Origin of the sequence: Kitasatospora sp. Root107, assembly GCF_001424875.1 — a bacterium.
Classification (GTDB): domain Bacteria; phylum Actinomycetota; class Actinomycetes; order Streptomycetales; family Streptomycetaceae; genus Kitasatospora.
The window spans coordinates 457,375-482,365 of sequence record NZ_LMCT01000001.1 but is presented as its reverse complement, the minus strand read 5'-3'; the positions used below and the strand labels follow the sequence as shown (position 1 = coordinate 482,365).

Here is a 24,991-nt window from a genome sequence, read left to right as displayed (position 1 = left end):
CGTGCGTACATGGTCAGGCACTTTCGCAGTGACCCGCACGCCAGGCCTCCTCGCAGTTCCCCGAGCCCCTTGGTAGTGCAACCTCAGCGCCTGCCTACAGCGCAGCGTTGGGCCCGGGCCCGGGCCCGGGGTTGGCCGGGCCGCGGCGCGGGGCGCCGCCGCGGGGGTGGCGGGTCAGGCGGTAGCCGAGCACACCGGCCAGGGCGGCCAGGATGCCGCCGCCGACGGTCCAGAACCAGCGGGTGTTGCGGCCCTGGAAGGGGGCGGAGTACCAGTGCGTCTCCTCCTCCTCGGGGGCCACCGCGCGGTCGGCCGGAGCCGTCGAGGTCGCCGAGGCGGTCGGGGCGGCCGCCGCGGCGGGGGAGCCGGCGTTGACCGGCGGGACCAGCGGCGCCCGCAGCTCACCGCCCTCGGGCTGGGCGTTGCCCGCCCCGCCCTTGCTGGTCAGCCGCAGCTTCACCTGGGCCGCCAGGCCGAGGTCGTTCTGCGGTACCTGACCCGCGGTCAGCCGGACGTAGTAGGTGCCCGGCAGCGGGTCGCCCGACCAGGGCTCGGCCCAGGAGCGGATCTGCCGCAGGGTGCAGCGCAGCGCCAGGGTGCCGGCCGCGGTCTCGGCGGTGGCGTCCTGCGGCCCTGAGGTGCAGGACTGACGGCGCCGCAGGCCGTCGAAGAGCTCGACCGACCAGCTCTGCGGGCCGTGCCGCTCGGCGCTCGGCGGCAGCGTGACGGTCACGTCGACGGTGGTGGTCTGGCCCTCGGCGGCGCCGAACGCCCAGTACAGGTAGTCACCGGTGGAGGCGGCCACGTCGGCGCCCTGACCGGTGCCGAGCGCGATCGCGGTGAGGAAGCTGGTGCCCGCGTCGGTCACCGGCTTGGCGGTGCCCGAGACGGACGGGCTGGGGGACGGGGACGGGGAAGGGGAGGCCGCGATCAGCAGCGGCAGCCCGGCGGCGAGCAGTGCGGCCCGCAGTGCAGTGGTACGCATCGTCAGTTCTCCCGCCAGACAGCGATTCGCCAGCGTGCCAGCCAGCCGAAGACCAGCCCGGTCAGCAGTCCGGCCAGGGTGAGCACCAGCAGCAGCACCCAGCCCCGGCCGAGTCCGGCGGACCAGCCGTCGGGGGCGGGGGAGGCGGCTGCCACGTCGAGGGTCAGCTCCAGGGGCAGGCCGGGTTCGGCGCCGACGCCGGGGGCCGGGGCGAAGGAGTTGCTGACCACCAGACAGACCATGTCCTCCGCCTTCGCGGTGGAGGAGCTGGGTGAGGCGGAGGCCTGGCCGGCCGAGGACCAGCGCACGCCGGTGGAGGCCACGTCGGTCCGCCCGCTGCCCGCGTCGGTGCCGCGGACCAGTTCCTGGCCGCGCGGGTCGGTGGCCTTCAACAGGACGCCGTAGTCCCGGGCGAGGGCCCGGTCGAGCGAGATGCTGACCGAGGCCCGCAGCTCCTGGCCGGGCCGGACGTTCACCCGGTAGACCCGGTGCTCGGCGAACTTCTCCCGGTCGCTGTAGACCCCGGGGGTCAGCATCGGTGCGGTGTCGCACTGTTCGGTGCCGGTCGCCTTGGTCGGCGCGACCCGGTTGGTGGTGCCCGCGCGGTTGACCAACTGCTTGACCTTCTCGGTCAGTTGCTGCTGGCTCTGGACGTCGGTGAAGGTGCCGCCGGTGGCGTTGGCGATGCACAGCAGCTGCTGCCGGGTCTTGTCGTCGTGCGCCAGCCCGAGCGTGTCGACCACCAGATGGGTGCCGAGCGCGGCCAGTTCACGGGCCACCTCGCACGGGTCCGGCGGGGCGCAGGAGTCCTCCCCGTCGGTGATCAGCACGATCCGCCGGGTGGTCGACCCGGTGCCCAGGTCCTGGGCGGCGCCGCGCAGCGCCAGACCGATCGGGGTCCAGCCGGTCGGCCGCAGGGTGGCAACGGCGGTCTTCGCCTCGGTCTTGTCGGTCTTCCCGACCGGATAGAGCTGCTTGGTGTCCTTGCAGCCCTCGGTCTTGTCGTTGCCGGGGTAGGTGGCGCCGAGTGTCCTGATGCCGAAGTGGGTCTCGGCCGGCAGCGCGTCGATCACCTCGGTCAGCGACTGCTGGGCCACCGCCATCCGGCTCTTGCCCTGGATGTCGGTGGCGCGCATCGAGCCGCTCACGTCCAGGACCAGGTCGACCCGGGGCGGCTCGGTGGCCGCCGCCCCGGCGGTGGTCTCGTCGGCGTACGCGGGTATCCCGTGCAGGATGGCCCCGGCGGATATCGCCAGGGCGGCCAGTAGCCCGAGTGGGCGGGCCGGCAGTCGTCGTCGTGTGGTCACGGCCCGCATCCTATGGATCATCAGTTGGGATGACCAAAGCCGACCGAGGCGTCCTAACTCGCCTGCCGGACAAGGAGCTAGGCGATCCGCACCCCGAGTCCGTCCAGGAAGCAGCGCAGCCCGAACTCCAGCGCCTGGTCCTGGCCGTCCGACTGGGCGGCCTCGGCCATCGCGGCGGCGGTGGCCGGGTAGCTGTCCTGATGAGTGGCGATCAGGGTGCCGAGGGTGGCGAGTAGTTGCTGCTCAGGGCTGCCCTCCGGGCCGGCCGCGCGGGACTGCTGGGAGATCGCGCGGACGTGGCCGGCCAGCACGGCGACCACGTCGAGGCGTTCCGCGCCGGTCAGCGGGGTGTCGGCCAGGGCGGCCACGGCCCGTTCCATCCAGCTGAGTTCGGCCGGGCCGACCAGTCGGGGGCCGACGGTGGCGTCCAGTAGCCAGGGGTGCAGCCGGAAGACGGCGGCCAGCTGCCGGGACCAGTCGGCGAGCGGGTCGCGCCAGCCGGTGCCGGTGACCGGCGGGGCAGCGCCGACCGCCGCGTCGACCATCAGGGCGACCAGCTCGGCCTTGCCGGGCACGTACCGGTAGAGCGCCATCTTGGTGACGTCGAGCAGCCCGGCGACCCGCTGCATGGAGAGCGCGCCCAGCCCCTCCGCGTCGGCGATGTCGATGCCCGCGCGGGCGATCCGGTCCAGGGTCAGTGAGGCCTTCGGGCCCCGGCCGGCCTTCGGTGGCGGGCCCCAGAGCAGCCGTGCGGCCGGGGCCAGTTCCTCGTTCATTCCAGCTCCCCTTGCGTCGGCATCGAAACTGCGTCTACTGTACACAGTATCGAAAGTGTCCGACGGACACAGTTTCTGACGGGGGTCTCATCATGGGTAAGAACGTGCTGATCTCGGGTGCGAGCATTGCCGGTCCTGCGCTGGCCTACTGGCTCGGCCGGTACGGCTTCAACCCGACCGTGGTCGAGCTGGCCCCGGCCCTGCGGGAGGGCGGCCAGGCGGTCGACTTCCGCGGTGAGACCCACCTGACGGTGCTGGAGCGGATGGGCGTGCTGGAGCAGCTGCGCCGACTGGAGACCGGCGGCCGGACCACCTCCTTCGTCGACCCGAAGGGGCGTCAGCGGCTGCAGCTGCCCGCCGAGTTCACCGGCGGTGACATCGAGGTGCTGCGCGGCGACCTGTCCCGGGTGCTGTACGAGGCGAGCCTGCCGTACACCGAGTACGTCTTCGGCGACTCGGTCACCGGCCTGACCGAGACCGCCGACGGGGTGCAGGTCACCTTCCGGCACGGCGCCCCGCGCGAGTTCGACCTGGTGATCGGCGCCGACGGACTGCACTCGAACGTCCGCCGGCTCGCCTTCGGCCCGGAGCAGGACTACGTCACCCACCTCGGCTACTACGCCGCGACCTGGAAGCTGCCCAACCACCTCGGCCTCGGCCGGGAGACGATCGGTTGCAACACCCCCGGCCGGCTGGCCCAGCTCGGCGGCGGCCACCACGACCCCGAGGTGGCGGACGCCTTCGTGGTCTTCGCCTCCCCCGAACTGAGCTACGACCGGCACGACCTGACGGCGCAGAAGACGCTGATCGCCGAGCACTTCGCCGGGATCGGCTGGCACGTGCCCGGGATGCTGGAGTCGCTCCGGGCCGCCCCCGAGCTGTACTTCGACTCGATCAGCCGGGCCGACGTGCCGGTCTGGTCCCAGGGTCGGATCGCGCTGGTCGGTGACGCCGCCTGCGGCGCGACCATCGGCGGAATGGGCACCGGTACCGGCGTGGTCGCCGCGTACGTGCTGGCCGGCGAGCTGGCCAGGGCAGCCGGGGACCACCGCGCCGGGTTCACCGCGTACGAGGGGCGGCTGCGGGAGTACGCCCAGGGCTGCCAGAAGGGCGGCGACCGGACCGGGAAGTTCCTCGCCCCCGGCCGGATCGGCGGCCGGCTGCGGGATGCGATGCTGAACCGGCCCGCACTGATGACCTGGATGCTCAACGAAGGCAGGAAGGTCAGCACCGTCGAACTGCCGGACTACCCCGCGGAGCTCGGGGCAATGACCAGGTGAGCCGCGATGGCCGGGTGAATATCGGACACACCGGCATCAACAGTCATAAATATGGCTAATCCTCGTTAGGGTGCCGCTGAAGCCGTGCCCGTCGAGTTGGAAGGACCCATCCCGTGAGCAACCTGTTCGCGATCGCCTACCCCGACCTCGCCACCGCCGAGCAGGTCCGGAGCACCGTGGTCGGACTGCAGAAGCAGAAGCTGATCGACCTCGAGGACGCCGTCGTCGTCGAGCGCAGGCAGGACGGCAAGATCAAGCTGCACCAGGCCATCTCGACCACCGGGGCCGGTGCCGCCTCCGGTGCGCTCTGGGGCGGCGTGATCGGCCTGCTGTTCTTCATGCCGTTCCTCGGCGCGGCCGTCGGCGGTGCGACCGGTGCCGCCGTCGGCGCCTCGACCGACGTGGGTGTGGACGACAACTTCATGCGCCAGGTCGGCGAGCACCTGACCCCGGGCAGCGCCGCCGTCTTCCTGCTGGTCCGCAAGGCGACCGCCGACAAGGTGATCCCGGCGGTCGCCCAGTACGGCGGCCAGATCATCCAGACCTCGCTGAGCGCGGAGGCCGAGGCCGAGCTGCGGGCCACTGTGGCGGCCGCCCGGGGCGAGGCACCCGCCACCGTCTGACACCACTTCAGGAGGGGGTGGGCGGAGCCTGACGGCCCGTCCGCCCCTGCCGTGCTACCTCCGACAGGACGCCCGTGGCCTCTCCCTCCGCCGTAGCCAGGGCCGGCGTGCCAGGCCGACGCCTGGTCAAGAGCCGTCGCAACACCGAACTGGTGCTGGTGCTCGCGGCGGTGCTGATCGCCGTCTTCGGGTACGTCGAGGTCGGCGTCAACATCGACGGCGAGGTCCCGTCCGGCGCCGCCGGGTACGGCGCGGCGCTCGGCGTGCTGGCCCTGTTGGCGCACGGGGTGATCCGCTGGAAGGCCCCGTACGCCGACCCGCTGCTGCTGCCGATCGCGGTCCTGCTGAACGGGATCGGACTGGTCGTCATCTACCGGCTGGACCGGGCCACCCCCGGCAGCGAGGCGGCACCCACCCAGCTGCTCTGGTCCACCCTCGGGGTGGCGCTTTTCATCGGCGTGCTGGTGCTGGTGCGCGACCATCGGGTCCTCCAGCGGTACGCCTACATCGGCGCGTTGGTGGCGCTGGTGCTGCTGATCCTGCCGATCTTCTTCCCGCCGGTCTACGGCTCCCGGATCTGGATCGTGATCGGCCCGATGTCCTTCCAGCCGGGCGAGTTCGCCAAGATCCTGCTGGCGATCTTCTTCGCCGCCTACCTGGCCGTGCACCGGGACGCGCTGGCGCTGACCGGCAAGAAGGTGTGGAAGTTCCAGTTCCCGCGCGGCCGCGACCTCGGCCCGGTGCTGCTGATCTGGGCCGCCTTCGTCGGGGTGCTGGTGCTGGAGACCGACCTCGGCACCTCGCTGCTGTTCTTCGGCCTGTTCGTGGTGATGCTGTACGTGGCCACCGCGCGCAGCGGCTGGATCGCCATCGGCCTGTTCCTGGCGGCGGTCGGCGCGGTCGCGGTCGGCTGGCTCTCCCCGCACGTGCACAGCCGGGTCACCGACTGGCTGGACCCGCTGGGCTCGATCGCGGCGGGCCAGGGCGCCAACCAGATCGCCCAGTCGCTGTTCGCCTTCGCCTGGGGCGCGGTGCTCGGCACCGGCCTGGGACTCGGCCACTCGATCCTGATCGGCTTCGCCGCGAAGTCCGACTTCATCCTGGCCACCATCGGCGAGGAGCTCGGCCTGACCGGCCTGTTCGCGATCTTCCTGCTCTACGCGCTGCTGATCTCACGGGGTTTCAGGACCGGGATCGCCCTCCGGGACCCGTTCGGCCGGCTGCTGGCGATCGGCCTGGCCGCGATCGTCGGCATCCAGCTGTTCGTGGTCGCGGGCGGGGTGCTCGACCTGATCCCGCTGACCGGGATGACGCTGCCGTTCATCGCCCAGGGCGGCTCCTCGGTGGTGACCAACTGGATCATCGTGGCGCTGCTGGTCCGGATGAGCGACCAGGCCCGCCGACCCGCCCCCGCCCCCGAGCCCGTAGCCGACCCGCTGGAGCACCCGTGAAGTCGCGAGGACCCGAGGCCCGCTCCACCGGCGGCCCGCAGGGACTGCCCGGCATCTCCACCACCGGTCGCCGGGCCGGCACCTTCTGCCTGGTCCTGGTGCTCGCGCTGATGGGCCAGGCCACCTACGTCCAGGTGTTCCGGGCCGATTCGCTGGACGACAACCCGGCCAACCAGCGGGAGACCATCCAGCGCTACGCCCAGCCGCGCGGCAACATCCTGGTCGGCGCCGACCCGGTGACCGGCTCGGCCCCGACCGGCGGGCGGTACGCCTACAAGCGCACCTACACCGACGGCCCGATGTGGGCTGCGGTCACCGGCTACTCCTCGCAGACGTACGGGAACACCCAGATCGAGGGCGTCGAGGACGACCTGCTCTCCGGCACCGACTCCCGGCTGGCCAGTTGGGCCCTGTGGGACGAGATCACCCGCAAGCAGAATCCGGGCGGCGACGTGTACACCACGCTGAACAACGCCGCCCAGCAGGCCGCGATGAAGGGCCTCGGCAACCAGACCGGGGCGGTCGCCGCGATCGAGCCCGCCACCGGCCGGATCCTCGCGCTGGCCTCCACCCCGAGTTACGACCCGGGCAGCTTCGCCGGCTCCTCGACCGCCGACCAGGACGCCTGGAACAAGCTGCAGGCCGACAAGAACCAGCCGATGCTGAACCGGGCGCTCCGTCAGATCTACCCGCCCGGCTCCACCTTCAAGGTGGTCACCGCCGCCGCCGCGCTGGCCAACGGCGTGGTCACCGACATCGACGCGCCGACCAGCGCGCCGTACCCCTTCGTGATGCCGGGCACCACCACCGCGCTGGTCAACGACACCAGCGCCTGCGACACCCCCGGCCAGTCGCTGGACCAGGCGATGGTCAACTCCTGCAACAGCGTGATGGGGTACCTCGGCACCCAGGTCGGACTGGACAAGATGGTCGCGATGGCACAGAACTTCGGCTTCAACGACGCCAAGCTGGACACCCCGGTCCGGGCCGCGCGGTCCAACTTCGACACCGCGATGAACGCCTCGCAGGTCGCGCTCTCCTCGATCGGCCAGTACGACACCGCCGCCACCCCGCTGGTGATGGCGATGGTCGCGGCGGGCGTCGCCAACAACGGCACCGTGATGTATCCACAGCTTGTGGACAAGCTGACCAAGAGCGACGGCAGTTCGGTCCAGGTCATGCAGCCCGCCGGGTACCGCCAGGCGATGAGCCCCACCGTGGCCGGCCAGGTGCAGCAGCTGATGACCGACGTGGTGGAGACCGGCACCGGCCGCAGCGCCCGGATCAGCGGCGCCACCGTCGGCGGCAAGACCGGTACCGCCCAGCAGGGCATCGACAACTCCGGCATCCCGTACGCCTGGTTCATCTCCTGGGCCAAGCCCAGCGGCTCGAACCAGGTCCCGCCGGTGGCCGTCGCCGTGGTGATCGCGGACAGCAACGCCACCGACGTCACCGGCGGCGGGCTGGCGGCCCCGATCGCCAGGTCGGTCATGCAGGCCGTCCTGAAAGGAAACTGACGGACTTGCAGCCGCACTGTGACAAGGGATGTGGCGGGAGTCACGGCCCGCTTCGCCGGGCTCGGCTAGCGTGGACGGCTTCGAGCCGCGCCGTAGGGGGAAACCGTCATGCCTTCACACCGTCGAAGTCAGCCTGCCCGCTCGACGGTGGCGAGCCGTCATGCCTGACCGGCTCAGAGCGTTGATGCGGACCAGGGCGCTGATGCGGACCAGCACGGCCAGCACGGCGCTGGTCGCGCTCGCGCTGCTCTCGGTCTTCGCGGTGGTGCGGCACTTCCACGGCTTCAACATGGTCGACATGCTGGTCTACCGGGCCGAGGGCGCGGCCGTCGCCAACAGCCAGGACCTGTACGCGATGCGGCTCCCCGGCTGGGACCTGGCCGCCACCTACCCGCCGTTCGCCGCAGTGCTCTTCGTGCCGGGCACCTGGTTCGACGTCTCGCTGCTGCGGGTGCTGGTGACGCTGGGGAACGTCGCCCTGCTGGCGCTGCTGGCGCACCTCTCGTTCCGCCTGGTCGGCTGGCCCAAGCGCGGGAACACCGGTCCGGCGATCCTGCTCGCCGTCGGCCTCGGGGTCTTCCTGGAGCCCGTCTACACCACCTTCCAGTACGGCCAGATCAACCTGCTGATCGCCTGTCTGGTGCTCTGGGACCTCACCCGGTCGGACGCCAACCGCCTCAAGGGCGTGGGCATCGGCCTGGCCATCGGCATCAAGCTCACCCCCGGGGTGTTCACCGTCTACCTGCTGCTGACCGGCCGGATCCGGGCCGCCGGGGTGTCGGTGGTGGTCTTCGTGACCACCGTGCTGCTCGGCGCCGTGGTGGTGCCGGGCGACAGTTACGGCTTCTGGACCGAGCACCTCTGGGACTCCCGCCGGGTCGGCGTCATCGAGCTGGTCGACAACCAGTCCGTCCGGGGGATGGTGGCCCGACTGCTCTCCACCAACGACCCCGGCCTGTTCGCCAGTGCGCTGACGGGCCTGGTCGGCCTGCTCGGCTTCGCGGTCGCGGCGCTCGCCGCCCGGTCCCGGCTGCGCCGGGCCGAGGCCTGGGCCGTGGTCACCGTGGCGCTGACCGGCGTGCTGGTCTCGCCGATCAGCTGGAGTCACCACTGGGTCTGGTGCGTGCCGCTGCTGATCCTGCTCTGCGCCGAGGCCGCCCAGGAGATCCGGGTCCGGGGCCGGTACGGCCGCTCCTGGCAGGACCGTCGCTGGCGTGTCCTGCTGGCGATGACCGTCCTGGTCTTCGGTACCCATCTACTCTGGACCGTGCCCAAACGGGCCGGCCTCGGTATCGAGCCGTACTGGCAGCCCGTCAGTTCGCTCTACCCCCTGGTCGGCCTTGCGGTGCTCGGACTGACCGCAGTCCGGCTGCGGCGCAGCGCCCGCCGGGTGATCCCGGTACGGACGGTGTCCACCGAATCCGTACTGGCCAAGTAGATATGACGTGATGTGACGCTCCAGCCTGTCGACCGGCCGCGCCTTCGGGCTGCCCGGCTGCTGCCCGTGCCCGGCCGGGGGACCGGTCTCTCCGCCACCCACCGGACCCTGCTGTCGACGGCGGTCTGCCTGCTGGTCTGCCTGGCGATCGGGTTCCAGCAGTGGTCGGCCCTCCAGCTGGGCGGCTTCGACGTGGGGATCTTCGACCAGGGGGTGCGCGGGTACGCGCACCTCGGGCTGCCGGTCTCCTCGCTGAAGTCCTTCCACCACGAGTTCCCGCCGGGCTTCTCGCTGCTGGGGGACCACTTCTCGCCGGTGCTGGCGCTGCTCGCCCCGCTGTACTGGGTCTGGGACGACCCGCGCTCGCTGATCGTCGGTCAGGCCCTGCTGTTCGCCGCCGGTGTGCCGCTGGCCCGGCGGATCGCCGCCCGGTGCTTCGCGACGGCGGACCGCCGCACCGCCCGCTGGGCGGTCGACCTGGCCGGGCTCGCGTACGGCCTCGGCTGGCCGCTGCTGGTCGCCTCGCGCGGGGGTTTCCACGAGGTGGCGTTCGCCGCACCCCTGACACTGCTGATGTTCGAGCGCGGTCAGGTCCGCCGGTACGGGGGAGTGGTGCTGGCGGCGGTGCTGCTCTGCGGCACCAAGGAGGACCTCGGCCTGCTGGTCGGCGCCTACGGGCTGGTGCTGATCCTGCGGGCCCGCCCGGCCCGCCCGGCCGCTGCGAGCTGGGACCGTCGGCAGTTCGGCTACGGCCTCGGTCTGCTGGTCGGGGGACCGCTGGCGGCAGCCGTGGCGATCACCTGGCTGATCCCGGCGATGGGCGGCCAGCCCGGCTATTACTGGAACTACGCGGCGCTCGGCGCCGACGGCGGCGACGCCCTGCGCAACGTGCTGGCCGACCCGCTGCTGCTGGTGCGGGCCGCCTTCGACGCCCCGCTCAAGCCGCTGCTGCTGCTCTGGCTGCTCGGCACCACGCTCGCGCTGCCGCTGCGCTCGGCCACCGTGCTCTGTGCGCTCCCGCTGCTGGCCGAGCGGATCCTCTCCAGCAATCCCAACCACTGGTCGATCGCCCGGCACTACGACGTCTTCCTCTGGCCGGTGCTGCTGACCGCCACCCTGGAGGTGCTCGGACGGCTCTGCGCGGACGGCCGCCCCCGGGCGGTCCTGGCGCGCCGGGCCGGTCTGGCGGCGGCGGGCGTGACGCTGGTGGCCGCCGTCCCGTTCGGTCTGGCCGGGCTGGCGATCCCGTCCCACTGGGCGCCGAACACCAGCCTGGCCGCCCTGCTCCGGGGCGCCACGCTGATCCCTGACGGTGCGTCGGTGGAGGCGGACAACCAGGTGGCGGTGCGACTCACCGCCCGCACCGACGTGGTGCTGGTGGACGGCACGCCGCGCGGCCGCGACTACGTACTGATCAGGTCGGACAAGCGCTCCTTCCCGTTCGCCACCGACACCGAGCAGGCCGAGCGGATCAGCCTGCTGCTCGCGCACGGCTACACCCGGATCTGGTCGGAGGGCGGTGCGGTGCTGCTGAAGCGGACCTCCGACCAGCCGATTCCGGGCGAGGCCGTCCCGGGCCCGGACAGTGCACCGGTGCAGGACGTGGTCCCGTCCGACGTCGGCCGGAACCTGTTCCGGGGCTGATCCGTCGGCCACCGCCTGACGATCCGTACAGCGCCGGCTCCGGGGTGCTCCGTTTGCGTGACTTGTGGCTCGCGGCGAAGCGCTGCGCCTAAGAGCTCCACATAACAGTTGCCGCTCCTTCCTCGGAACAGCACAACTCAGCCCCTACCCTTCCAGCATGGCGACCACCCGAACCCCCGGAGCACCCGAGCAGGCGGTCTGCACCCTGCACGAGGCACCCCGGTCGGGGGTGGCCGTCGCCCGGATACCGGATCAGCGCACGGCCGTCAGGTCCGCGCACCCGGCCCGGCTCAGGCTGACCCAGCGTCGGGTCGTCCAGGTGCTGGGCTGTTTGGTCGCGGCCGGCTGGGCGGTCGCGTTCCCGCTGGTCTCCGACCTGCCGAACCAGATCTTCTGGGGCTCCGTGGCGGCTCCCGCCTACGGTCTGGCCGGCCTGCTCTGCCTTACCCTGCCGCGCCGGTACTCCGCGCGGGCGGCGGCCGGGGCCGCCGTGCTCGGCGCGGTGCTGCTGCCGCTGGTCCTGCTGGTACTTCAGGGCCGGCACCAGTCCGAGGTGATGGTGGTCGAACGCTCGGCCGCCCTGTTGCTGCACACCGGGAGCCCGTACCTGCCGGACCCGGCCCGGGTCACCGACTACGACCCCTACCTGCCGGCCATGGCGGTGTTCGGGCTGCCCCGGGCGCTGCTCGGCAGCGGCAACCCGGTGACCACGGTGCTCGGGGACGCCCGGATCTGGTTCGCCGTCACCTTCCTGGCCTGCCTGCTGGCCTGCTGGCGGCTGCTCAGGCCGCAGCACTCCGCCTCCCCGCTGCTGCCGCTGGCCACCCTGACCGCCTCCCCGCTGATCGCCCTCGCGCTCGTCGTCGGCGGGGTCGACCTGCCGCTGATCGGGGTCTGCTGTCTGGCGATGGCGCTGGCCGCCAAGGGCCGGGCGATCCCCGCCGGGCTGGTGCTGGTCCTCGCCTGCACCCTCAAGTGGACCGCCTGGCCCGCGCTCCCGGTGGCGGCGCTGCTGCTCTGGCGGCTGTACGGCCGTCGCCCGGCCGCCCGCGCCACCGTGACCGCGGTGGTCGGCAGCAGCGCGTTGGTGCTGCCGTACCTGCTGACCCAGGGTCAGGTGCTGCGCGAACAGGTGGTGAGCTTCCCGCTCGGGCTGACGGCCGTGCACACCCCGGCGGGCAGTCCGCTGCCGGGCAAGGTGCTGGCGGGCTTCGGGCCGACCGGGCACACCATCTCGCTCACCCTGCTCTGCCTTGGCGCACTCGGGGTGGCGATCTGGCTGCTGGCCTACCCGCCGACCTCCGCCGTGGCCGCCTGTGACCTGCTGGCGGTCGGCCTGACCGTCGCCTTCACGCTCGCCCCGGCGGGCCGGTTCGGCTATCTGGCACTCCCGGCGGTGCTGGTGATCTGGCCCCGGCTGGCGGCCAACCCCCGCCCCCGGGACCGGCTCACCACGATTCTCACGGGTGTTCAGCTCTGATCATGGGACGATGCGGACATGGCGCAACATAACGGGCGGCGGCACTTCCTCGGACTGGCCGCGGCGGCAGCCGGTCTGACGGCCTGTGGGAGCGCCGTGGCCCCGGCGGAGCAGCCGCCCGCCGTCGCCCCACCGACCCCGAGCCCCACCCAGGCCCAGGCCCAGGCCGAGAACGACCGGCCGGGCAACGCCGACTGGAAGGTCACCGCGCCGGGCCCGCCGGACGCGATCGAGGGCTTCACCGACCGGGTCAGCGTGCTCCCCGGCGAGCCGCTCGGGCTGCACGTGTCGACCACCGCCCCCGGCTTCACCGTCTCCGCCTACCGGATGGGCTGGTACGGCGGGGCCAGGGCCCGGTTGGTCTGGAAGTCGGACCGGCTGCCCGGCGTGGCCCGGCCCGGTCCCACCGTGGCCGCCGGGACCAGGACCGTGCGGGCCGACTGGCCGAGGAGCACCACGATCGACACCACCGGCTGGCCGGAAGGCAGTTACCTGCTCCGGCTGGACGCGCTCGACGCGCCGGGCCAGCGCTTCGCGCCGGTCACCGTCCGATCCCGGGAGACCGCCGGGCGGACCGTCCTGGTGAACGCCGTGGCCACCTGGCAGGCGTACAACGAGTGGGGCGGCTACAGCCTCTACAACGGCCCGGCCGGCGGCTACGGCACCCGCGCGACGGAGGTCAGCTTCGACCGGCCGTACCGCTACGACGACGGTGCCGGGCTGTTCCTGGTCTACGAGGCCCCGCTGATCGCGCTGGCCGAACGGCTCGGGCTGCCGCTCGGCTACGCCACCGGGATCGACCTGGCCCACGAGCCCGAACTCCTGCGCGGCGCAACGGCGGTGGTCTCGCCCGGCCACGACGAGTACTGGTCGAACGAGCAGCGGCAGCACGTCGCCGCCGCCCGCGACGCCGGCACCAACCTGGCCTTCCTGGGCGCCAACTGCTGCTACCGCAGGGTCCGTTACGAACCTTCGGGGCTCGGCCGGGACCGGACCGTGGTGTGCTGGAAGTCCGACTACCGCGACGACCCCGGCTTCCGGGCGGGGAAACCCGCCACCACCGACTTCCGGTCCGGACCGGGCGCCGACCCGGAGAGCAGCCTGCTCGGAGTGAGCTACGACGGCTACCCGGTGGACGCGCCGTACGTGGTCAGCAACCCCGGCCACTGGCTGCTCGCCGGTACGGGGGCCAAGGAGGGCGACAGCTTCCCGCACCTGGTCGGGGTCGAGTACGACCTGGTGCCCACCGATGGAGCGGCTGCGGGCCCGATCGAGATCGTCTCCCGCTCACCGGTGGTCTGCGACGGCCGCCGCAGCCGGGCCGAGTCGGCGTACGGCACGGTGGCCAGTGGGGCCGGGGTGTTCGCCACCGGGACCATGCGCTGGGTGGAGGCGCTGGACGCCGACGGCCCCGGCGGCAGCCGGGCCGACCACGGGATGGGCCACCGGGCCGGGGCGTTCACCCGGCAGGTCACCGAGAACCTGCTGCGGGCCTTCGCCACCGGCCCGGCGGGCCGTCAGTACCCCGTGCGGCACCCGATGGGCGCCTGAGCCTCCGTCAGCCGTTGCCGACCTTGAGCACCAGCGCCGCCGCCGGCCCGGCGGCCGCGCTGCCGTGCCCGCCGCCGCCGACCTCGGCGGCCACCGCGAGGTTGCCCCGGTAGGCGGTGAACCAACTGTTGTCGTCGGCCTGGCCGTTGACCTGGGCGGTACCGGTCTTGGCGCCCGCCCCGGCGGTGATACCGCTCATCGGCACGGCGGCGGTGCCGCTGGTGGCGGTCAGGTTCATCATCGCGCGCAGGCCCTGCAGGGTGGCCGGGGAGAGCGTCCGGTCGGCCTTCTGCTGTTCGGCACCGGGCACCAGGATCGGCTGCCGGAAGGTGCCGCTCTGCACGGTCGCGGAGATCGAGGCCATGGTGAGGGCGTTCATGGTGATGCTGCCCTGGCCGATCAGCTGGGCGGCGCGCTGGTTCTCCCCGGACGGTGCGGGGGCCTTGGCGGGGGCCAGCAGCATGCCGGTCTTCCAGGTCGGGCCGATGCCGAAGGCGTCCTTGGCGAGGGCTTCCATGTCGCCGCTCTTGAGCACCTCCAGACCCTTCTTGATCATGGCGGTGTTGCAGGACTGGGCGAGATCCTGGGAGAACTTCCAGTCCTCGTGCGGTTCGGGGAAGTCGTTCTTGAAGGGCTGTCCCGCCACGTTCAGGGTGGCCGGGCAGGGCATGACGTCGTCCGGCTTGACCCCGGCCTCCAGCAGCGCGGCCGCCGTGATCACCTTCATGGTGGAGCCCGGTGCGATCGCGGCCAGGAAGGCCCGGTTCTGCCCGCCGGCCGGGGCGTTGGCGAAGGCCAGCACGTTCCCGGTGCTGGGCTCGATCGCGACCAGCGAGGCCGGGAGGGTGCCGCCCTTGGACGCGGCCGCCACCGCCTTCTCGGCCTCCGCCTGGAGCTTGCCGTCCAGGGTCAGCTTCAGCGAGGGCGCGGGCTTCGGGTCGGTGATCGTGAACAGCTTGTCCGCCGTGCCGCTGCCGTCGTCCTTGGTGATCACCACACCGGTCCCGGCGTCCTCCGGGGCACCGGAGGCGTTCTGCTTGAACCTGGCCATCAGGGCGGGGGTCAGCGAGGCGTAGTTCAGCGGCTTCCCGTTGCGGTCCAGCACCATCGCGGGCTCGGCGAAGACCGGCTTCACCGCGATGCTCTCGCCGCTGTCCAGCTTGGGGTTGATCACGCCCGGGGTCCAGTGCACGGCGGCCTTGCCGTCGCTCATCTTGACCAGGCCGAGCCGCCCGTCGTAGTTCCACACGTTGGTGGTCCCGGCGAACTCCACCCGGGCCTTGAAGCTCAGCGGCACCTCGGTGCCGGTCTGGGCGGTTGCGCTCGCACTGGCACTCGCACTCGTCGAGGGGCTGGCCTTCGCGGAGGCGGACGGGCTGGCGGAGGCGGCCGGCGCACCACCGGGGGTGAGGGTGACGGCGCTCGGCTTCACGTTGTCCTGGAAGGCCCGCAGGGTGGCGATCGCGGTGTCCGGCTTGTCGGTCAGCGCCCCGGCCGCCTCCAGGTCACCCTTGGCCCAGGCCTCCAGGAACGCCTTCGCCCCGGCCGCGGCGAGGTCGGCGCTGGGCGCCTCGGCCACCACGGTCCTGACCTTCGGGTTCTTGGCGGAGTCGTCCCCGGCCAGTGAGTCGTAGACGTTGTACGCACCGAATCCGGCACCGCCGACCAGCGCGGTGCAGACGATGGCGATGCCTATCTTGGCGCCCTTGTTCATGGTGCGGAATTCCCCCGATGGTCAGGTCAGATCCAACCCACAGTACGGGGGGGAACTCCGTGTACCCGCCATCGCCGGGTCTCTTGTGACGCATCTGGTACAGAGGGGCGAACGGTGCGTCAGATCCAGCTGTTGAACCACATCCGGGCCCGCCAGTCGTCCATCGGGATGGTCTGCCCGGTGTAGATCGGCAGGAAGTAGAGGAAGTTCCACATCACCAGCAGGACCAGCAGTCCGGCCGCCGTGCCGCCGATCATCCGCCGGTCCCGGGAGGCCGTCACCGGACCGATCAGCGCCCCGAGCATCATGGTCACCGCGAGCACCAGGAACGGCACGAAGATCACCGCGTAGAACAGGAAGATCGTGCGCTGCTGGTACATGAACCAGGGCAGGTACCCGGCGGCGAGCCCGCACAGGATCGCGCCCGCCCGCCAGTCCCGCCGCAGCACCCAGCGGTACAGGCAGTACAGCAGCGCGACCAGGCCCGTCCACCAGAGCAGCGGCGTACCGATCCCGAGCACCTCGGCCGCGCACTCGTTCACCTTGCAGCCGGACTGGCCCATCTTGGGCGACTCGTAGAAGAACGAGACCGGGCGGCCGACCAGCAGCCAGCTCCACGGGTTGGACTGGTAGGTGTGCGCGCTGGTCAGGCCGACGTGGAAGTCCCACATCGTCGCGTGGTAGTGCCAGAGGCTGCGCAGCGCGTCCGGCACCCAGGTCAGGTCGACCTGGAACGGCATCCTGATGCCGCTGACGTACTCGGGCGAGAGCCCCTCCCGGTGCAGGGCCCAGTCGCGACCGTATCCGCCCTTGCCGGGCTCGGTGCTGGACATGAACCAGCCGGTCCAGGAGGCCACGTAGACCACGATCGCGACCGGCACCAGCAGGAACCCCGCCAACAGGCAGTCCGAGATCGCGTACAGCAGCGGGAACCTGATCCCGGCCAGCCGTCGCGTCCCGAAGTCCCAGCAGACGCTGAGCAGGATGAACGCGCCCAGGATGTACGCCCCGCTCCACTTGGTCGCCAGGGTCAGCCCGATGCACACCACCGCCGCCAGCCGGTACGGACGCCAGCCCAGGACCAGCCACCAGCCGCCGTTCGGTTCCCCCTGCTCCAGCCGACGGGCGACCAGCCCCCTGGTCCGGTCCCGGTCGAGCAGCAGGAAGCCGAACGCCGCCAGGCACCAGAACATCACCACCAGGTCGAGCAGCGCCGACCGGCTCATCACGAAGTGCAGCCCGTCCACCGCCAGCAGCAGCCCGGCCACCGAGCCCAGCAGGGTGGAGCGGAACAGCCGGCGGCCGATCCGGGCGATCATCAGCACCGAGAGGGTGCCGAGCACCGCGACCGCGAACCGCCAGCCGAACGGGTTCATCCCGAACCACTGCTCGCCCAGGCCGATCATCCACTTCCCGACCGGCGGATGGACGATGTACGACGGGTCGGGCCGGAACGGGATGGACTGCTCGGGGGAGAGGATCCTGCCGTTGGAGTCGTCCGGCCAGTTGGTCTCGTAGCCGACCTGCCAGAGCGAGTAGGCGTCCTTGGCGTAGTACGTCTCGTCGAAGATCATCGAGTGCGGGCCGCCCAGACCGCTGAACCGCAGCGCTCCGGCGAACAGCGCCACCGCGAGCGGGCCGAGCCAGCCGGCCCAGCGGCACAGCCAGGACCACAGCGCGTCCGGCAGCCGCAGGCCGAGACGGAGCAGCACCGGCGACGGCGGCACCCGACGGGGCGTCACACCGGGGCCGTCCGGCATCGGCGGCACCAGCCGCTCCGCCGTCCCGGCCCGCTCGGGCATCCGGTAGCCGAACCGTTCCAGCCCACCCCGCCGGCTCGGCCGCTCGGGCTCTGCGGGACGGGGCCCCGGCACGGGGGCAGCCTCGTCCGGCAGGACGGCTCCGCCCCGCTCCGAGTGGTCTACGCCAACCGGCCCCTCAAGGCCCTTTTCGCCGCTCACCCGCCACATCGTAGGGGTGGCTTCTGAGCAGGCAATGGATCGCTGTGATCCTGCCCCTTTCGTCACCAATTCTGCTGTGCCTTCTGCAGCTGCCCAGCCGTTTACGGTCAGGGGCTCGGGGCCCTGCTGATGGGCGGCTCCGCCGTGGGGCGACGCCGACCTCGGAACAGGTGATCCGTACGTAGGTGGTCAGGCACTTTCGCAGTGACCCGAACGCCAGATCTCCTCGCAGTTCCCCGAGCCCCTGACTGTAGATGGCCGAGTAGTTGCCAAGAGCTGGGAGGATGGTCGGGTGACAGGCGTACTCGTGCTCGCAGGAACTCCCATCGGTGACGTCTCGGACGCGCCGCCCCGACTGCTCACCGAGCTGGCCACGGCGGACGTGATCGCGGCGGAGGACACCCGCCGCCTCCGCCGGCTGACCCAGGCGCTCGGGGTGACCCCGACCGGCCGGGTGCTGTCGTACTTCGAGGGCAACGAGGTCGGCCGGACCCCGGAGCTGGTCGAGGCGCTGCTGAACGGCTCCCGGGTGCTGCTGGTCACCGACGCCGGGATGCCGTCGGTCTCCGACCCGGGCTACCGGCTGGTGGACGCCGCCGTGGCCGTCGGGATCAAGGTCACCGCCGTGCCGGGGCCGTCCGCCGTGCTCACCGCGCTGGCGCTGTCCGGCCTGCCGGTGGACCGGTTCACCTTCGAGGGCTTCCTGCCCCGGAAGAGCGGCGACCGGGCCCGGACGCTGGGCGAGCTCAAGGCCGAACCGCGCACGATGGTGTTCTTCGAGGCCCCGCACCGGATCGCCGAGTCGCTGGCCGCGATGGCGGACGCCTTCGGGGCCGACCGCCCCGCCGCCGTCTGCCGCGAGCTGACGAAGACCTACGAGGAGATCAAGCGCGGCGGTCTGGCCGACCTGGCCGCCTGGGCCGCCGACGGTGTCCGGGGCGAGATCACCGTGGTGGTGGCGGGCGCCCCGCCGGCCGTCCCGCAGGAGCACACCCCGGCCGAGCTGGCCCGGCTGGTCACTCTGCGGGAGCAGGAGGCGGGCGAGCGTCGCAAGGAGGCGATCGCCTCGGTCGCCGCCGAGCTGGGCCTGCCCAAGCGGGAGGTTTTCGACGCCCTGGTGGCCGCAAAACACGGCTAGTGGCTGCTCCGGCACGCGCGTACCTTGGAGGAAGCACTCCGTAAAGCCATGGCTTGTTGAAGCTTTGGCCCGGTTGTCGTACAGGCCTTCCCAATTCGGAGCCAAGCTTCGGAAAGCCGGTTGGCGGAGAGCGAGCCCCGGGCATTCCCTGGGATGGAAAGACCCGAGCCGGGCGAACGCCCGGCGGGCGCTGGGAGACGGTCATGAGCGACACGATCGGCAGTCCGACGACCTCGAGCAACACGCCGAGCACGACCAGCCCGCACACGCCGGTGGAGAGCGTCCGTGAGGCGTACTCGTTCGCCTGCCTGAGCTGCGGCTACGGGTGGGAGCAGGGCTACCGGATCGAGCACCACGTGGCCCGGGACGGGCACACCGTGATCGAGTACTACGCCAACGGCGTCCGGGTGCCCTCGCCGCTGCTCAAGCCGACCTGCCCGGGCTGCGGCGGGCACACCGTACGGATCATGCGGGAGGGCCGGGTCGCCTCGGCCGAGCACTCCTGGCACCACGCGCCGGGCTACGCCGGCCGCGCCGAGCCGGAGCACCCGCTGCCCACCCGGCTGCCGCACCGCTCCTTCGGCACCTGGCTGCGCTCGCTGATCGGCCGCGCGGCCTGACCTTCTCCCCCGGAGGAGCCACCCCCGAACTAATCGAGTCGAGGGTGGTTCCTTCGCGCCGCTAAGATTTCCGACCATGGCGGCCACTGCAGACCACAGCACCACCGAGGCATCGAACTCGGCCTACTACGTCTCCACCCCGATCTACTACGTGAACGATCGCCCGCACCTGGGCCACGCGTACACCACCGTTGCCGGGGACGTCCTCACGCGTTGGCACCGCCAGCGCGGGGAGAAGGTGTGGTACCTGACCGGTACCGACGAGCACGGCCAGAAGATCATGCGGACGGCGGACACTCACGGGGTCACCCCGCAGCAGTGGTGCGACAAGCTGGTCGAGGAGGAGTGGAAGCCGCTCTGGCAGCACCTCAACGTGGCCAACGACGACTTCATCCGGACCACCCAGCAGCGGCACACCGACCGCGTGCAGGAGTTCGTCCAGGGGCTCTTCGACAAGGGCGAGATCTACAAGGGCGGTTACGAGGGCCCGTACTGCGTCGGCTGTGAGGAGTACAAGATCCCGGGCGAGCTGCTGCCCGGCGCCACCGCGGACGAGAAGCTCTGCCCGGTACACAAGAAGCCGGTCGAGTGGCTGGAGGAGGAGAACTACTTCTTCCGGCTCTCCGCGTACGGCCCGAAGCTGCTGGAGTTCTACGCCCAGAACCCCGACTTCATCGCGCCCGCGTCGGCCCGCAACGAGGTGCTGCGCTTCGTCGAGCAGGACCTCAAGGACCTCTCGATCTCTCGCTCCACCTTCAACTGGGGCATTCCGCTGCCCTGGGACGAGAAGCACGTCCTCTACGTCTGGGTGGACGCGCTGCTGAACTACATCACCGCCGCCGGGTACGGCGCCGACCCGGAGCGGTTCGCCGAGCTGTGGCCGGCCTCGGTGCACCTGGTCGGCAAGGACATCCTGCGGTTCCACGCGGTGATCTGGCCGGCCATGCTGATGGCCGCCGGGCTGCCGCTGCCCAAGCGGGTGGTCGCCAACGGCTGGCTGATGGTCGGCGGCGAGAAGATGAGCAAGTCCAACCTGACCGGCATCTCGCCGCAGCAGCTCACCTCGCACTTCGGGGTGGACGCGTACCGCTACTACTTCCTGCGGGCGATCCCGTTCGGCACCGACGGCTCGTTCTCCTGGGAGGACTTCTCCGCCCGGTACACCTCCGAGCTGGCCAACGACTTCGGCAACCTGGCCTCCCGGGTGGCGGCCATGGTCGGCAAGTACTACGAGGGTTCGCTGCCCGCTGCCACGGCGTCCGGTGTGGCCGAACAGGCCATCGCCGACGGGCTGGTGACGGCCGCTCAGGTCGCCGACCGGAAGATCGGCGAGGAGCTGGACTTCGCGGGTGGCATCGCGGCGGTCTTCGAGTTCATCAAGCAGGTCAACGGCTACCTCACCGAGCAGGAGCCGTGGAAGGTCGCGAAGGACGAGTCGGCCGAGGGGCAGGCGCGCCTCGCCACCATCCTGTACACCGCCGCCGAGGCGCTGCGGGCGACCGCCGTGCTGCTCAACCCGCTGATGCCGGCCACCGCCGAGAAGCTCTGGGAGTCGCTCGGTGCGGAGCCGGAGCTCGGCCCGCTGGCCGCGCAGACCATCGCCACCGTCGCCGACTGGGGCCGCCTGCCGGTGGGCGCCACGGTGACCAAGGGCGAGATCCTGTTCCCCCGCCTGGAAGAGAAGCCCGCCGCCTGATGGCCGACGACCGCTCGACCCCGCCGCCGCTGCCCGTGCCCCTCGGGGTGCCGGTCGCCGACTCGCACACCCATCTGGACATGCAGTCCGGCACCCCCGCCGAGAGCCTGGCCAAGGCCGCCTCGGTGGGGGTGACCACCGTGGTCCAGGTGGGCTGCGACGTGGCCGGCTCCCGCTGGGCGGCCGAGCTGGCGGCGGAGTTCGAGCAGGTCCACGCGGCCGTCGCGCTGCACCCCAACGAGGCGCCCCGGCTGGTGCTCGGCGACCCCGACGGCTGGTCGGGGCAGCGCAGGGAGCCCGGTGGCTCGCCCGCGCTGGAGGCGGCCCTGGCCGAGATAGACCGCCTCGCCGCGCTGCCCCAGGTGCTCGCGGTCGGCGAGACCGGTCTGGACTACTTCAGGACCGGGCCCGAGGGCGTGGACATCCAGAAGGAGTCGTTCCGCCGGCACATCGAGATCGCCAAGCGGCACGGCAAGGCGCTGGTGATCCACGACCGGGAGGCGCACCAGGACGTGATCGACGTCCTGCTGGCCGAGGGCGCCCCCGAGCGCACGGTCTTCCACTGCTACTCCGGCGACGCCGAGATGGCCAAGGTCTGCGCCGAGCACGGCTGGTACCTGTCCTTCGCCGGGCCGGTCACCTTCAAGGCCAACCAGCCGCTCCGGGACGCGCTGCTGGCCACCCCGCTGGACCGGGTGCTGATCGAGACCGACGCGCCGTTCCTCACCCCGCACCCGTACCGCGGCCGCCCCAACGCGCCGTACCTGATCCCGATCACCCTGCGCTCGATGGCGGCCACACTGGGCCTCTCCGACGACGGCCTGGCCACCGCGATCGCCGCCAACACGGCCCGCGCCTTCGGGTACTGAGCGGCTCGTATCCTTGGGGGGTGAACAGCGACCCCACCCCCACGGCCGACAGCTTCCTGCTCGGCGCCTCCGACATCCGTGAGCTGGCCGCCACGCTCGGGGTGAAGCCCACCAAGCAGCGCGGGCAGAACTTCGTCATCGACGGCAACACCGTGCGCCGGATCGTCCGCGCGGGCGGGGTGACGGCCGAGGACGTGGTGGTCGAGGTCGGGCCCGGGCTCGGGTCGCTGACGCTGGCGCTGCTGGACGTGGCGAAGCACGTCACGGCGGTGGAGATCGACCCGCTGCTGGCGCGGCACCTGCCGACCACGGTCGCCGCCCGGCTGCCCGCGCGGGTCAAGGACTTCGACCTGGTGCTCCGTGACGCGATGGAGGTCACCGAGCTGCCAGGACCGCCGCCCACCGCGCTGGTCGCCAACCTGCCGTACAACGTGGCCGTACCGGTGCTGCTGCACATGCTGGCCACCTTCCCGACCATCGAGCGCACGCTGGTGATGGTGCAGAGCGAGGTTGCCGACCGGCTCGCCGCCAAGCCGGGCAACAAGGTGTACGGGGTGCCCTCGGTCAAGGCCAACTGGTACGCCGAGGTGAAGCGGGCCGGGGCGATCGGCCGGAACGTCTTCTGGCCCGCACCGAACGTGGACTCCGGCCTGGTCTCGCTGATCCGCCGTCAGCCGCCGCAGACCACCGCCACCCGCAAGGAGGTGTTCGCGGTGGTGGACGCCGCCTTCGCGCAGCGCCGGAAGACCCTGCGGGCCGCACTGTCCGGCTGGGCCGGCTCCCCGGCCGCCGCCGAGCAGGCGCTGGCCGCCGCCGGGATCGACCACAAGCTGCGCGGTGAGATGCTCACGGTCGAGCAGTTCGCCGCGATCGCCGAGCACAAGCCGAAGCCGGAGTAAGACGTGATCACCGTACGGGTGCCCGCCAAGGTCAATGCGCAGCTCGGGGTCGGCGGCCTGCGGGTCGACGGCTTCCACGACCTGGCCAACGTGTTCTTCGCGGTCGCGCTCGGCGACGAGGTGACGGCCCGTCACGGCGAGGGTGTCACCCTCACCTGCACCGGGCCCGACGCCGCCTCGGTCCCGCTGGACGACACCAACCTGGCCGTCCGCGCGGCCCGGCTGCTCGCCGCCCACCACGGCATCGAGCCGCACGTCGCCCTGCACATCGACAAGTCGATCCCGGTCGCCGGCGGGATGGCGGGCGGCAGCGCCGACGGGGCGGCCGCGCTGGTCGCCTGCGACGCGCTGTGGGGCCTGGACACCCCGGCCGGGGTGCTGCACGAGCTGGCCGCCGAGCTGGGCTCGGACGTGCCGTTCGCGCTGCTCGGCGGGGTCGCGCTGGGCCGGGGGCGGGGCGAGATCCTGGAGCCGCTGCCGGTCACCGGTACGTTCCACTGGGTCTTCGCGGTGGCCGACGGCGGGCTCTCCACCCCGGCGGTGTTCCGCGAGTGCGACCGCCTGCGGGTCGAGGCGGGCACCGGCTGCACCGAGGCCGAGGTGACCACCCCGGACGCCGACCCGGCGCTGCTGGCCGCACTGGCCGTCGGTGACCCGGTGATGCTGGCCAAGGCGCTGACCAACGACCTGCAGGCCGCCGCCGTCTCGCTCCGCCCCTCGCTCGCCGACACCCTGCGGGCGGGCACCGAGGCGGGCGCGCTGGCCGCGCTGGTCTCCGGCTCGGGGCCGACCACCGCCTTCCTGGTCAAGGACGCCGAGTCGGCCGAGACGGTCGCCCGGGCGCTGCTGGCCTCCGGCACCTGCCGGGCGGCGCACGCCACGTACGGCCCGGTTCGCGGGGCGGCGGTCCAGACCGGTTGACCTGGAGTGCACTCCAGAATCCAGACTCCTGGTCAGCGCCCGAAGTTGACGGGCCGTGAGACGGGGAGACTGGCATGCAGTACCGCACGATCGGCACCGACCCGAAGACCCGCCGCGAGGTCAGCGTGCTCAGCCTGGGCGCGATGCTGATGGGCACGCTGACCGACGAGGCCACCTCGTTCGCCGTGCTGGACCGCTACGTCGAGGCGGGCGGCACCTTCATCGACACCTCCAACAACTACGCCTACTGGATCGACGGCAGCCAGGGCGACGCCAGCGAGCTGCTGGTCGGCCGCTGGCGGCGCAGCCGGGGTGTCACCGACGAGGTGGTGATCGCCACCAAGCTCGGCGCCCGCCCGCTGGCCCCTGGCACCGGCTACGTGGAGAACGGCGCGGGCCTGTCCGCCCGGGCGATCCGGGAGCAGGCCGAGCAGAGCCGCGAGCGGCTCGGGGTCGACAAGCTGGACCTGCTGTACGCGCACGTCGAGGACACCAAGGTGCCGCTGGCGGAGACCGTCGAGGTGTTCGGTGCGCTGGTGGGCGAGGGCACGGTGGGCCTGCTGGGCGTCAGCAACCACTGGTCCTGGCGGGTCGAGCGGGCGCGCAACCTGGCGGCGCGGGCCGGGCTGCCGGGGTACGAGGTGCTCCAGTACAGCCACAGCTACTTCCGCCGCCGGGCCGACCTGCCGGGCGCGCTCACGGTCGACGGTGACCAGGGCGTGGTCAACGGTGACCTGCTCAGCTACGTGCGGGAGGACCCGGCGCTCACCCTGGTGGCGTACTCGCCGCTGCTCGGCGGCGGCTACACCCGGCCGGACAAGCCCCTCGGCCCGGTCTTCGACCACGCGGGCACCCGGGCCCGCCGGACCGTCCTGGACCAGGTCGCGGCCGAGACCGGAGCCACCGTCAACCAGGTGGTGCTGGCCTGGCTGATCGGCGGCGAGGTCCAGGTGGTCCCACTGGTCGGCGCCTCCTCGGTCGCCCAGCTGGACGAGAGCCTGGCCGCGCTCGACCTGGAGCTGTCGGCCGAGCAGCGCGACCGGCTGGACAGCGCCGGCTGAGCACCCCACTAGGCTGGAGGCCCCGGGACGTCTCCCGGCCTCTCTAGTTCCAGGAGCGCA

The 24,991-nt window shown here is 72.0% G+C and carries 20 protein-coding genes; 15 read left to right on the top strand and 5 right to left on the bottom strand.

Translation table 11 applies throughout. The features are described from left to right. Positions 1 to 94 precede the first annotated feature (94 nt). The 3 genes from ASC99_RS02105 to ASC99_RS02095 form a co-directional block, all read right to left on the bottom strand. Positions 95 to 985: a hypothetical protein gene (locus ASC99_RS02105; protein ID WP_063856953.1), complete on the bottom strand. Its 891-nt coding sequence runs from the start codon at positions 983 to 985 to the stop codon at positions 95 to 97. A 2-nt stretch (positions 986 to 987) separates the two neighbouring features. Further along, on the bottom strand, positions 988 to 2,292 hold the full coding sequence (locus tag ASC99_RS02100) for a VWA domain-containing protein (RefSeq protein ID WP_369824274.1): 1,305 nt from the start codon (positions 2,290 to 2,292) through the stop codon (positions 988 to 990). A 77-nt stretch (positions 2,293 to 2,369) separates the two neighbouring features. Further along, entirely contained in the window at positions 2,370 to 3,068 is a 699-nt protein-coding gene (locus ASC99_RS02095; protein ID WP_057227456.1) for a TetR/AcrR family transcriptional regulator, read from the bottom strand. Between the two features lie 92 nt (positions 3,069 to 3,160). Between ASC99_RS02095 and ASC99_RS02090 the strand changes: the two genes are divergently transcribed. The 8 genes from ASC99_RS02090 to ASC99_RS02055 all read left to right on the top strand — a co-directional run bounded on the left by ASC99_RS02090 (position 3,161) and on the right by ASC99_RS02055 (position 14,052). After that, complete coding sequence (locus tag ASC99_RS02090; protein WP_057227454.1) at positions 3,161 to 4,348, top strand: FAD-dependent monooxygenase; 1,188 nt, start codon at positions 3,161 to 3,163, stop codon at positions 4,346 to 4,348. 113 nt (positions 4,349 to 4,461) lie between these two features. Beyond that, the gene (locus ASC99_RS02085) at positions 4,462 to 4,971 is read left to right on the top strand and encodes a DUF1269 domain-containing protein (protein ID WP_057227452.1); all 510 of its coding nucleotides are present in this window, start codon (positions 4,462 to 4,464) and stop codon (positions 4,969 to 4,971) included. A 107-nt stretch (positions 4,972 to 5,078) separates the two neighbouring features. After that, entirely contained in the window at positions 5,079 to 6,422 is a 1,344-nt protein-coding gene (locus ASC99_RS02080; protein ID WP_157531329.1) for an FtsW/RodA/SpoVE family cell cycle protein, read from the top strand. 110 nt (positions 6,423 to 6,532) lie between these two features. Further along, positions 6,533 to 7,939: a penicillin-binding transpeptidase domain-containing protein gene (locus tag ASC99_RS02075; RefSeq protein WP_057228032.1), complete on the top strand. Its 1,407-nt coding sequence runs from the start codon at positions 6,533 to 6,535 to the stop codon at positions 7,937 to 7,939. A gap of 160 nt (positions 7,940 to 8,099) precedes the next feature. Next, entirely contained in the window at positions 8,100 to 9,377 is a 1,278-nt protein-coding gene (locus tag ASC99_RS02070; RefSeq protein WP_162257847.1) for a glycosyltransferase 87 family protein, read from the top strand. Between the two features lie 12 nt (positions 9,378 to 9,389). After that, a complete protein-coding gene (locus ASC99_RS02065; RefSeq protein WP_082598006.1) occupies positions 9,390 to 11,021 on the top strand; it encodes a DUF2079 domain-containing protein in 1,632 nt (543 codons plus the stop codon). Positions 11,022 to 11,178: 157 nt separating this feature from the next. Next, the gene (locus ASC99_RS02060; RefSeq protein WP_057227446.1) at positions 11,179 to 12,501 is read left to right on the top strand and encodes a glycosyltransferase 87 family protein; all 1,323 of its coding nucleotides are present in this window, start codon (positions 11,179 to 11,181) and stop codon (positions 12,499 to 12,501) included. Between the two features lie 18 nt (positions 12,502 to 12,519). Beyond that, positions 12,520 to 14,052: a N,N-dimethylformamidase beta subunit family domain-containing protein gene (locus ASC99_RS02055; protein WP_057227444.1), complete on the top strand. Its 1,533-nt coding sequence runs from the start codon at positions 12,520 to 12,522 to the stop codon at positions 14,050 to 14,052. A 7-nt stretch (positions 14,053 to 14,059) separates the two neighbouring features. On the opposite strand, the gene ASC99_RS02050 is transcribed toward ASC99_RS02055, so the two are convergent. Together ASC99_RS02050 and ASC99_RS02045 are read right to left on the bottom strand one after the other, a co-directional pair. Further along, complete coding sequence (locus ASC99_RS02050) at positions 14,060 to 15,766, bottom strand: penicillin-binding transpeptidase domain-containing protein (RefSeq protein ID WP_057227443.1); 1,707 nt, start codon at positions 15,764 to 15,766, stop codon at positions 14,060 to 14,062. 119 nt (positions 15,767 to 15,885) lie between these two features. Continuing rightward, complete coding sequence (locus tag ASC99_RS02045; protein ID WP_082598005.1) at positions 15,886 to 17,736, bottom strand: dolichyl-phosphate-mannose--protein mannosyltransferase; 1,851 nt, start codon at positions 17,734 to 17,736, stop codon at positions 15,886 to 15,888. A gap of 283 nt (positions 17,737 to 18,019) precedes the next feature. On the opposite strand from ASC99_RS02045, the gene rsmI reads away from it, so the two are divergent. The 7 genes from rsmI to ASC99_RS02010 all read left to right on the top strand — a co-directional run bounded on the left by rsmI (position 18,020) and on the right by ASC99_RS02010 (position 24,931). Beyond that, a complete protein-coding gene (gene rsmI, locus ASC99_RS02040; RefSeq protein WP_057227441.1) occupies positions 18,020 to 18,865 on the top strand; it encodes a 16S rRNA (cytidine(1402)-2'-O)-methyltransferase in 846 nt (281 codons plus the stop codon). A gap of 203 nt (positions 18,866 to 19,068) precedes the next feature. Continuing rightward, a complete protein-coding gene (locus ASC99_RS02035) occupies positions 19,069 to 19,485 on the top strand; it encodes a hypothetical protein (RefSeq protein ID WP_057227439.1) in 417 nt (138 codons plus the stop codon). 76 nt (positions 19,486 to 19,561) lie between these two features. Continuing rightward, positions 19,562 to 21,181 (top strand): methionine--tRNA ligase, encoded by a 1,620-nt coding sequence (metG, locus tag ASC99_RS02030; RefSeq protein WP_057227438.1) that lies wholly within the window; start codon positions 19,562 to 19,564, stop codon positions 21,179 to 21,181. Beyond that, positions 21,181 to 22,050 carry a TatD family hydrolase gene (locus ASC99_RS02025; RefSeq protein ID WP_057227436.1) on the top strand — a complete coding sequence of 290 codons (870 nt, stop codon included), beginning with the start codon at positions 21,181 to 21,183 and terminating at the stop codon, positions 22,048 to 22,050. Before metG ends, ASC99_RS02025 begins: the two co-directional genes overlap by 1 nt. A gap of 20 nt (positions 22,051 to 22,070) precedes the next feature. Continuing rightward, positions 22,071 to 22,949: a 16S rRNA (adenine(1518)-N(6)/adenine(1519)-N(6))-dimethyltransferase RsmA gene (gene rsmA, locus ASC99_RS02020; RefSeq protein WP_057227434.1), complete on the top strand. Its 879-nt coding sequence runs from the start codon at positions 22,071 to 22,073 to the stop codon at positions 22,947 to 22,949. Positions 22,950 to 22,952: 3 nt separating this feature from the next. Continuing rightward, positions 22,953 to 23,870, top strand: coding sequence for a 4-(cytidine 5'-diphospho)-2-C-methyl-D-erythritol kinase (locus tag ASC99_RS02015; protein WP_057227432.1), 918 nt, complete (start codon positions 22,953 to 22,955; stop codon positions 23,868 to 23,870). A gap of 74 nt (positions 23,871 to 23,944) precedes the next feature. After that, positions 23,945 to 24,931 (top strand): aldo/keto reductase, encoded by a 987-nt coding sequence (locus ASC99_RS02010; protein ID WP_057227430.1) that lies wholly within the window; start codon positions 23,945 to 23,947, stop codon positions 24,929 to 24,931. The last annotated feature ends 60 nt before the right edge of the window (positions 24,932 to 24,991 follow it).

Coding starts and splice junctions, on each gene's coding strand:
- ASC99_RS02105 (WP_063856953.1), bottom strand. CDS start 985: ATGCGTACCACTGCACTGCGGGCCGCACTGCTCGCCGCCGGGCTGCCG.
- ASC99_RS02095 (WP_057227456.1), bottom strand. CDS start 3,068: ATGAACGAGGAACTGGCCCCGGCCGCACGGCTGCTCTGGGGCCCGCCA.
- ASC99_RS02090 (WP_057227454.1), top strand. CDS start 3,161: ATGGGTAAGAACGTGCTGATCTCGGGTGCGAGCATTGCCGGTCCTGCG.
- ASC99_RS02075 (WP_057228032.1), top strand. CDS start 6,533: ATGGGCCAGGCCACCTACGTCCAGGTGTTCCGGGCCGATTCGCTGGAC.
- ASC99_RS02070 (WP_162257847.1), top strand. CDS start 8,100: ATGCCTGACCGGCTCAGAGCGTTGATGCGGACCAGGGCGCTGATGCGG.
- ASC99_RS02060 (WP_057227446.1), top strand. CDS start 11,179: ATGGCGACCACCCGAACCCCCGGAGCACCCGAGCAGGCGGTCTGCACC.
- ASC99_RS02055 (WP_057227444.1), top strand. CDS start 12,520: ATGGCGCAACATAACGGGCGGCGGCACTTCCTCGGACTGGCCGCGGCG.
- ASC99_RS02050 (WP_057227443.1), bottom strand. CDS start 15,766: ATGAACAAGGGCGCCAAGATAGGCATCGCCATCGTCTGCACCGCGCTG.
- ASC99_RS02045 (WP_082598005.1), bottom strand. CDS start 17,736: ATGTGGCGGGTGAGCGGCGAAAAGGGCCTTGAGGGGCCGGTTGGCGTA.
- ASC99_RS02035 (WP_057227439.1), top strand. CDS start 19,069: ATGAGCGACACGATCGGCAGTCCGACGACCTCGAGCAACACGCCGAGC.
- metG (WP_057227438.1), top strand. CDS start 19,562: ATGGCGGCCACTGCAGACCACAGCACCACCGAGGCATCGAACTCGGCC.
- ASC99_RS02025 (WP_057227436.1), top strand. CDS start 21,181: ATGGCCGACGACCGCTCGACCCCGCCGCCGCTGCCCGTGCCCCTCGGG.
- ASC99_RS02010 (WP_057227430.1), top strand. CDS start 23,945: ATGCAGTACCGCACGATCGGCACCGACCCGAAGACCCGCCGCGAGGTC.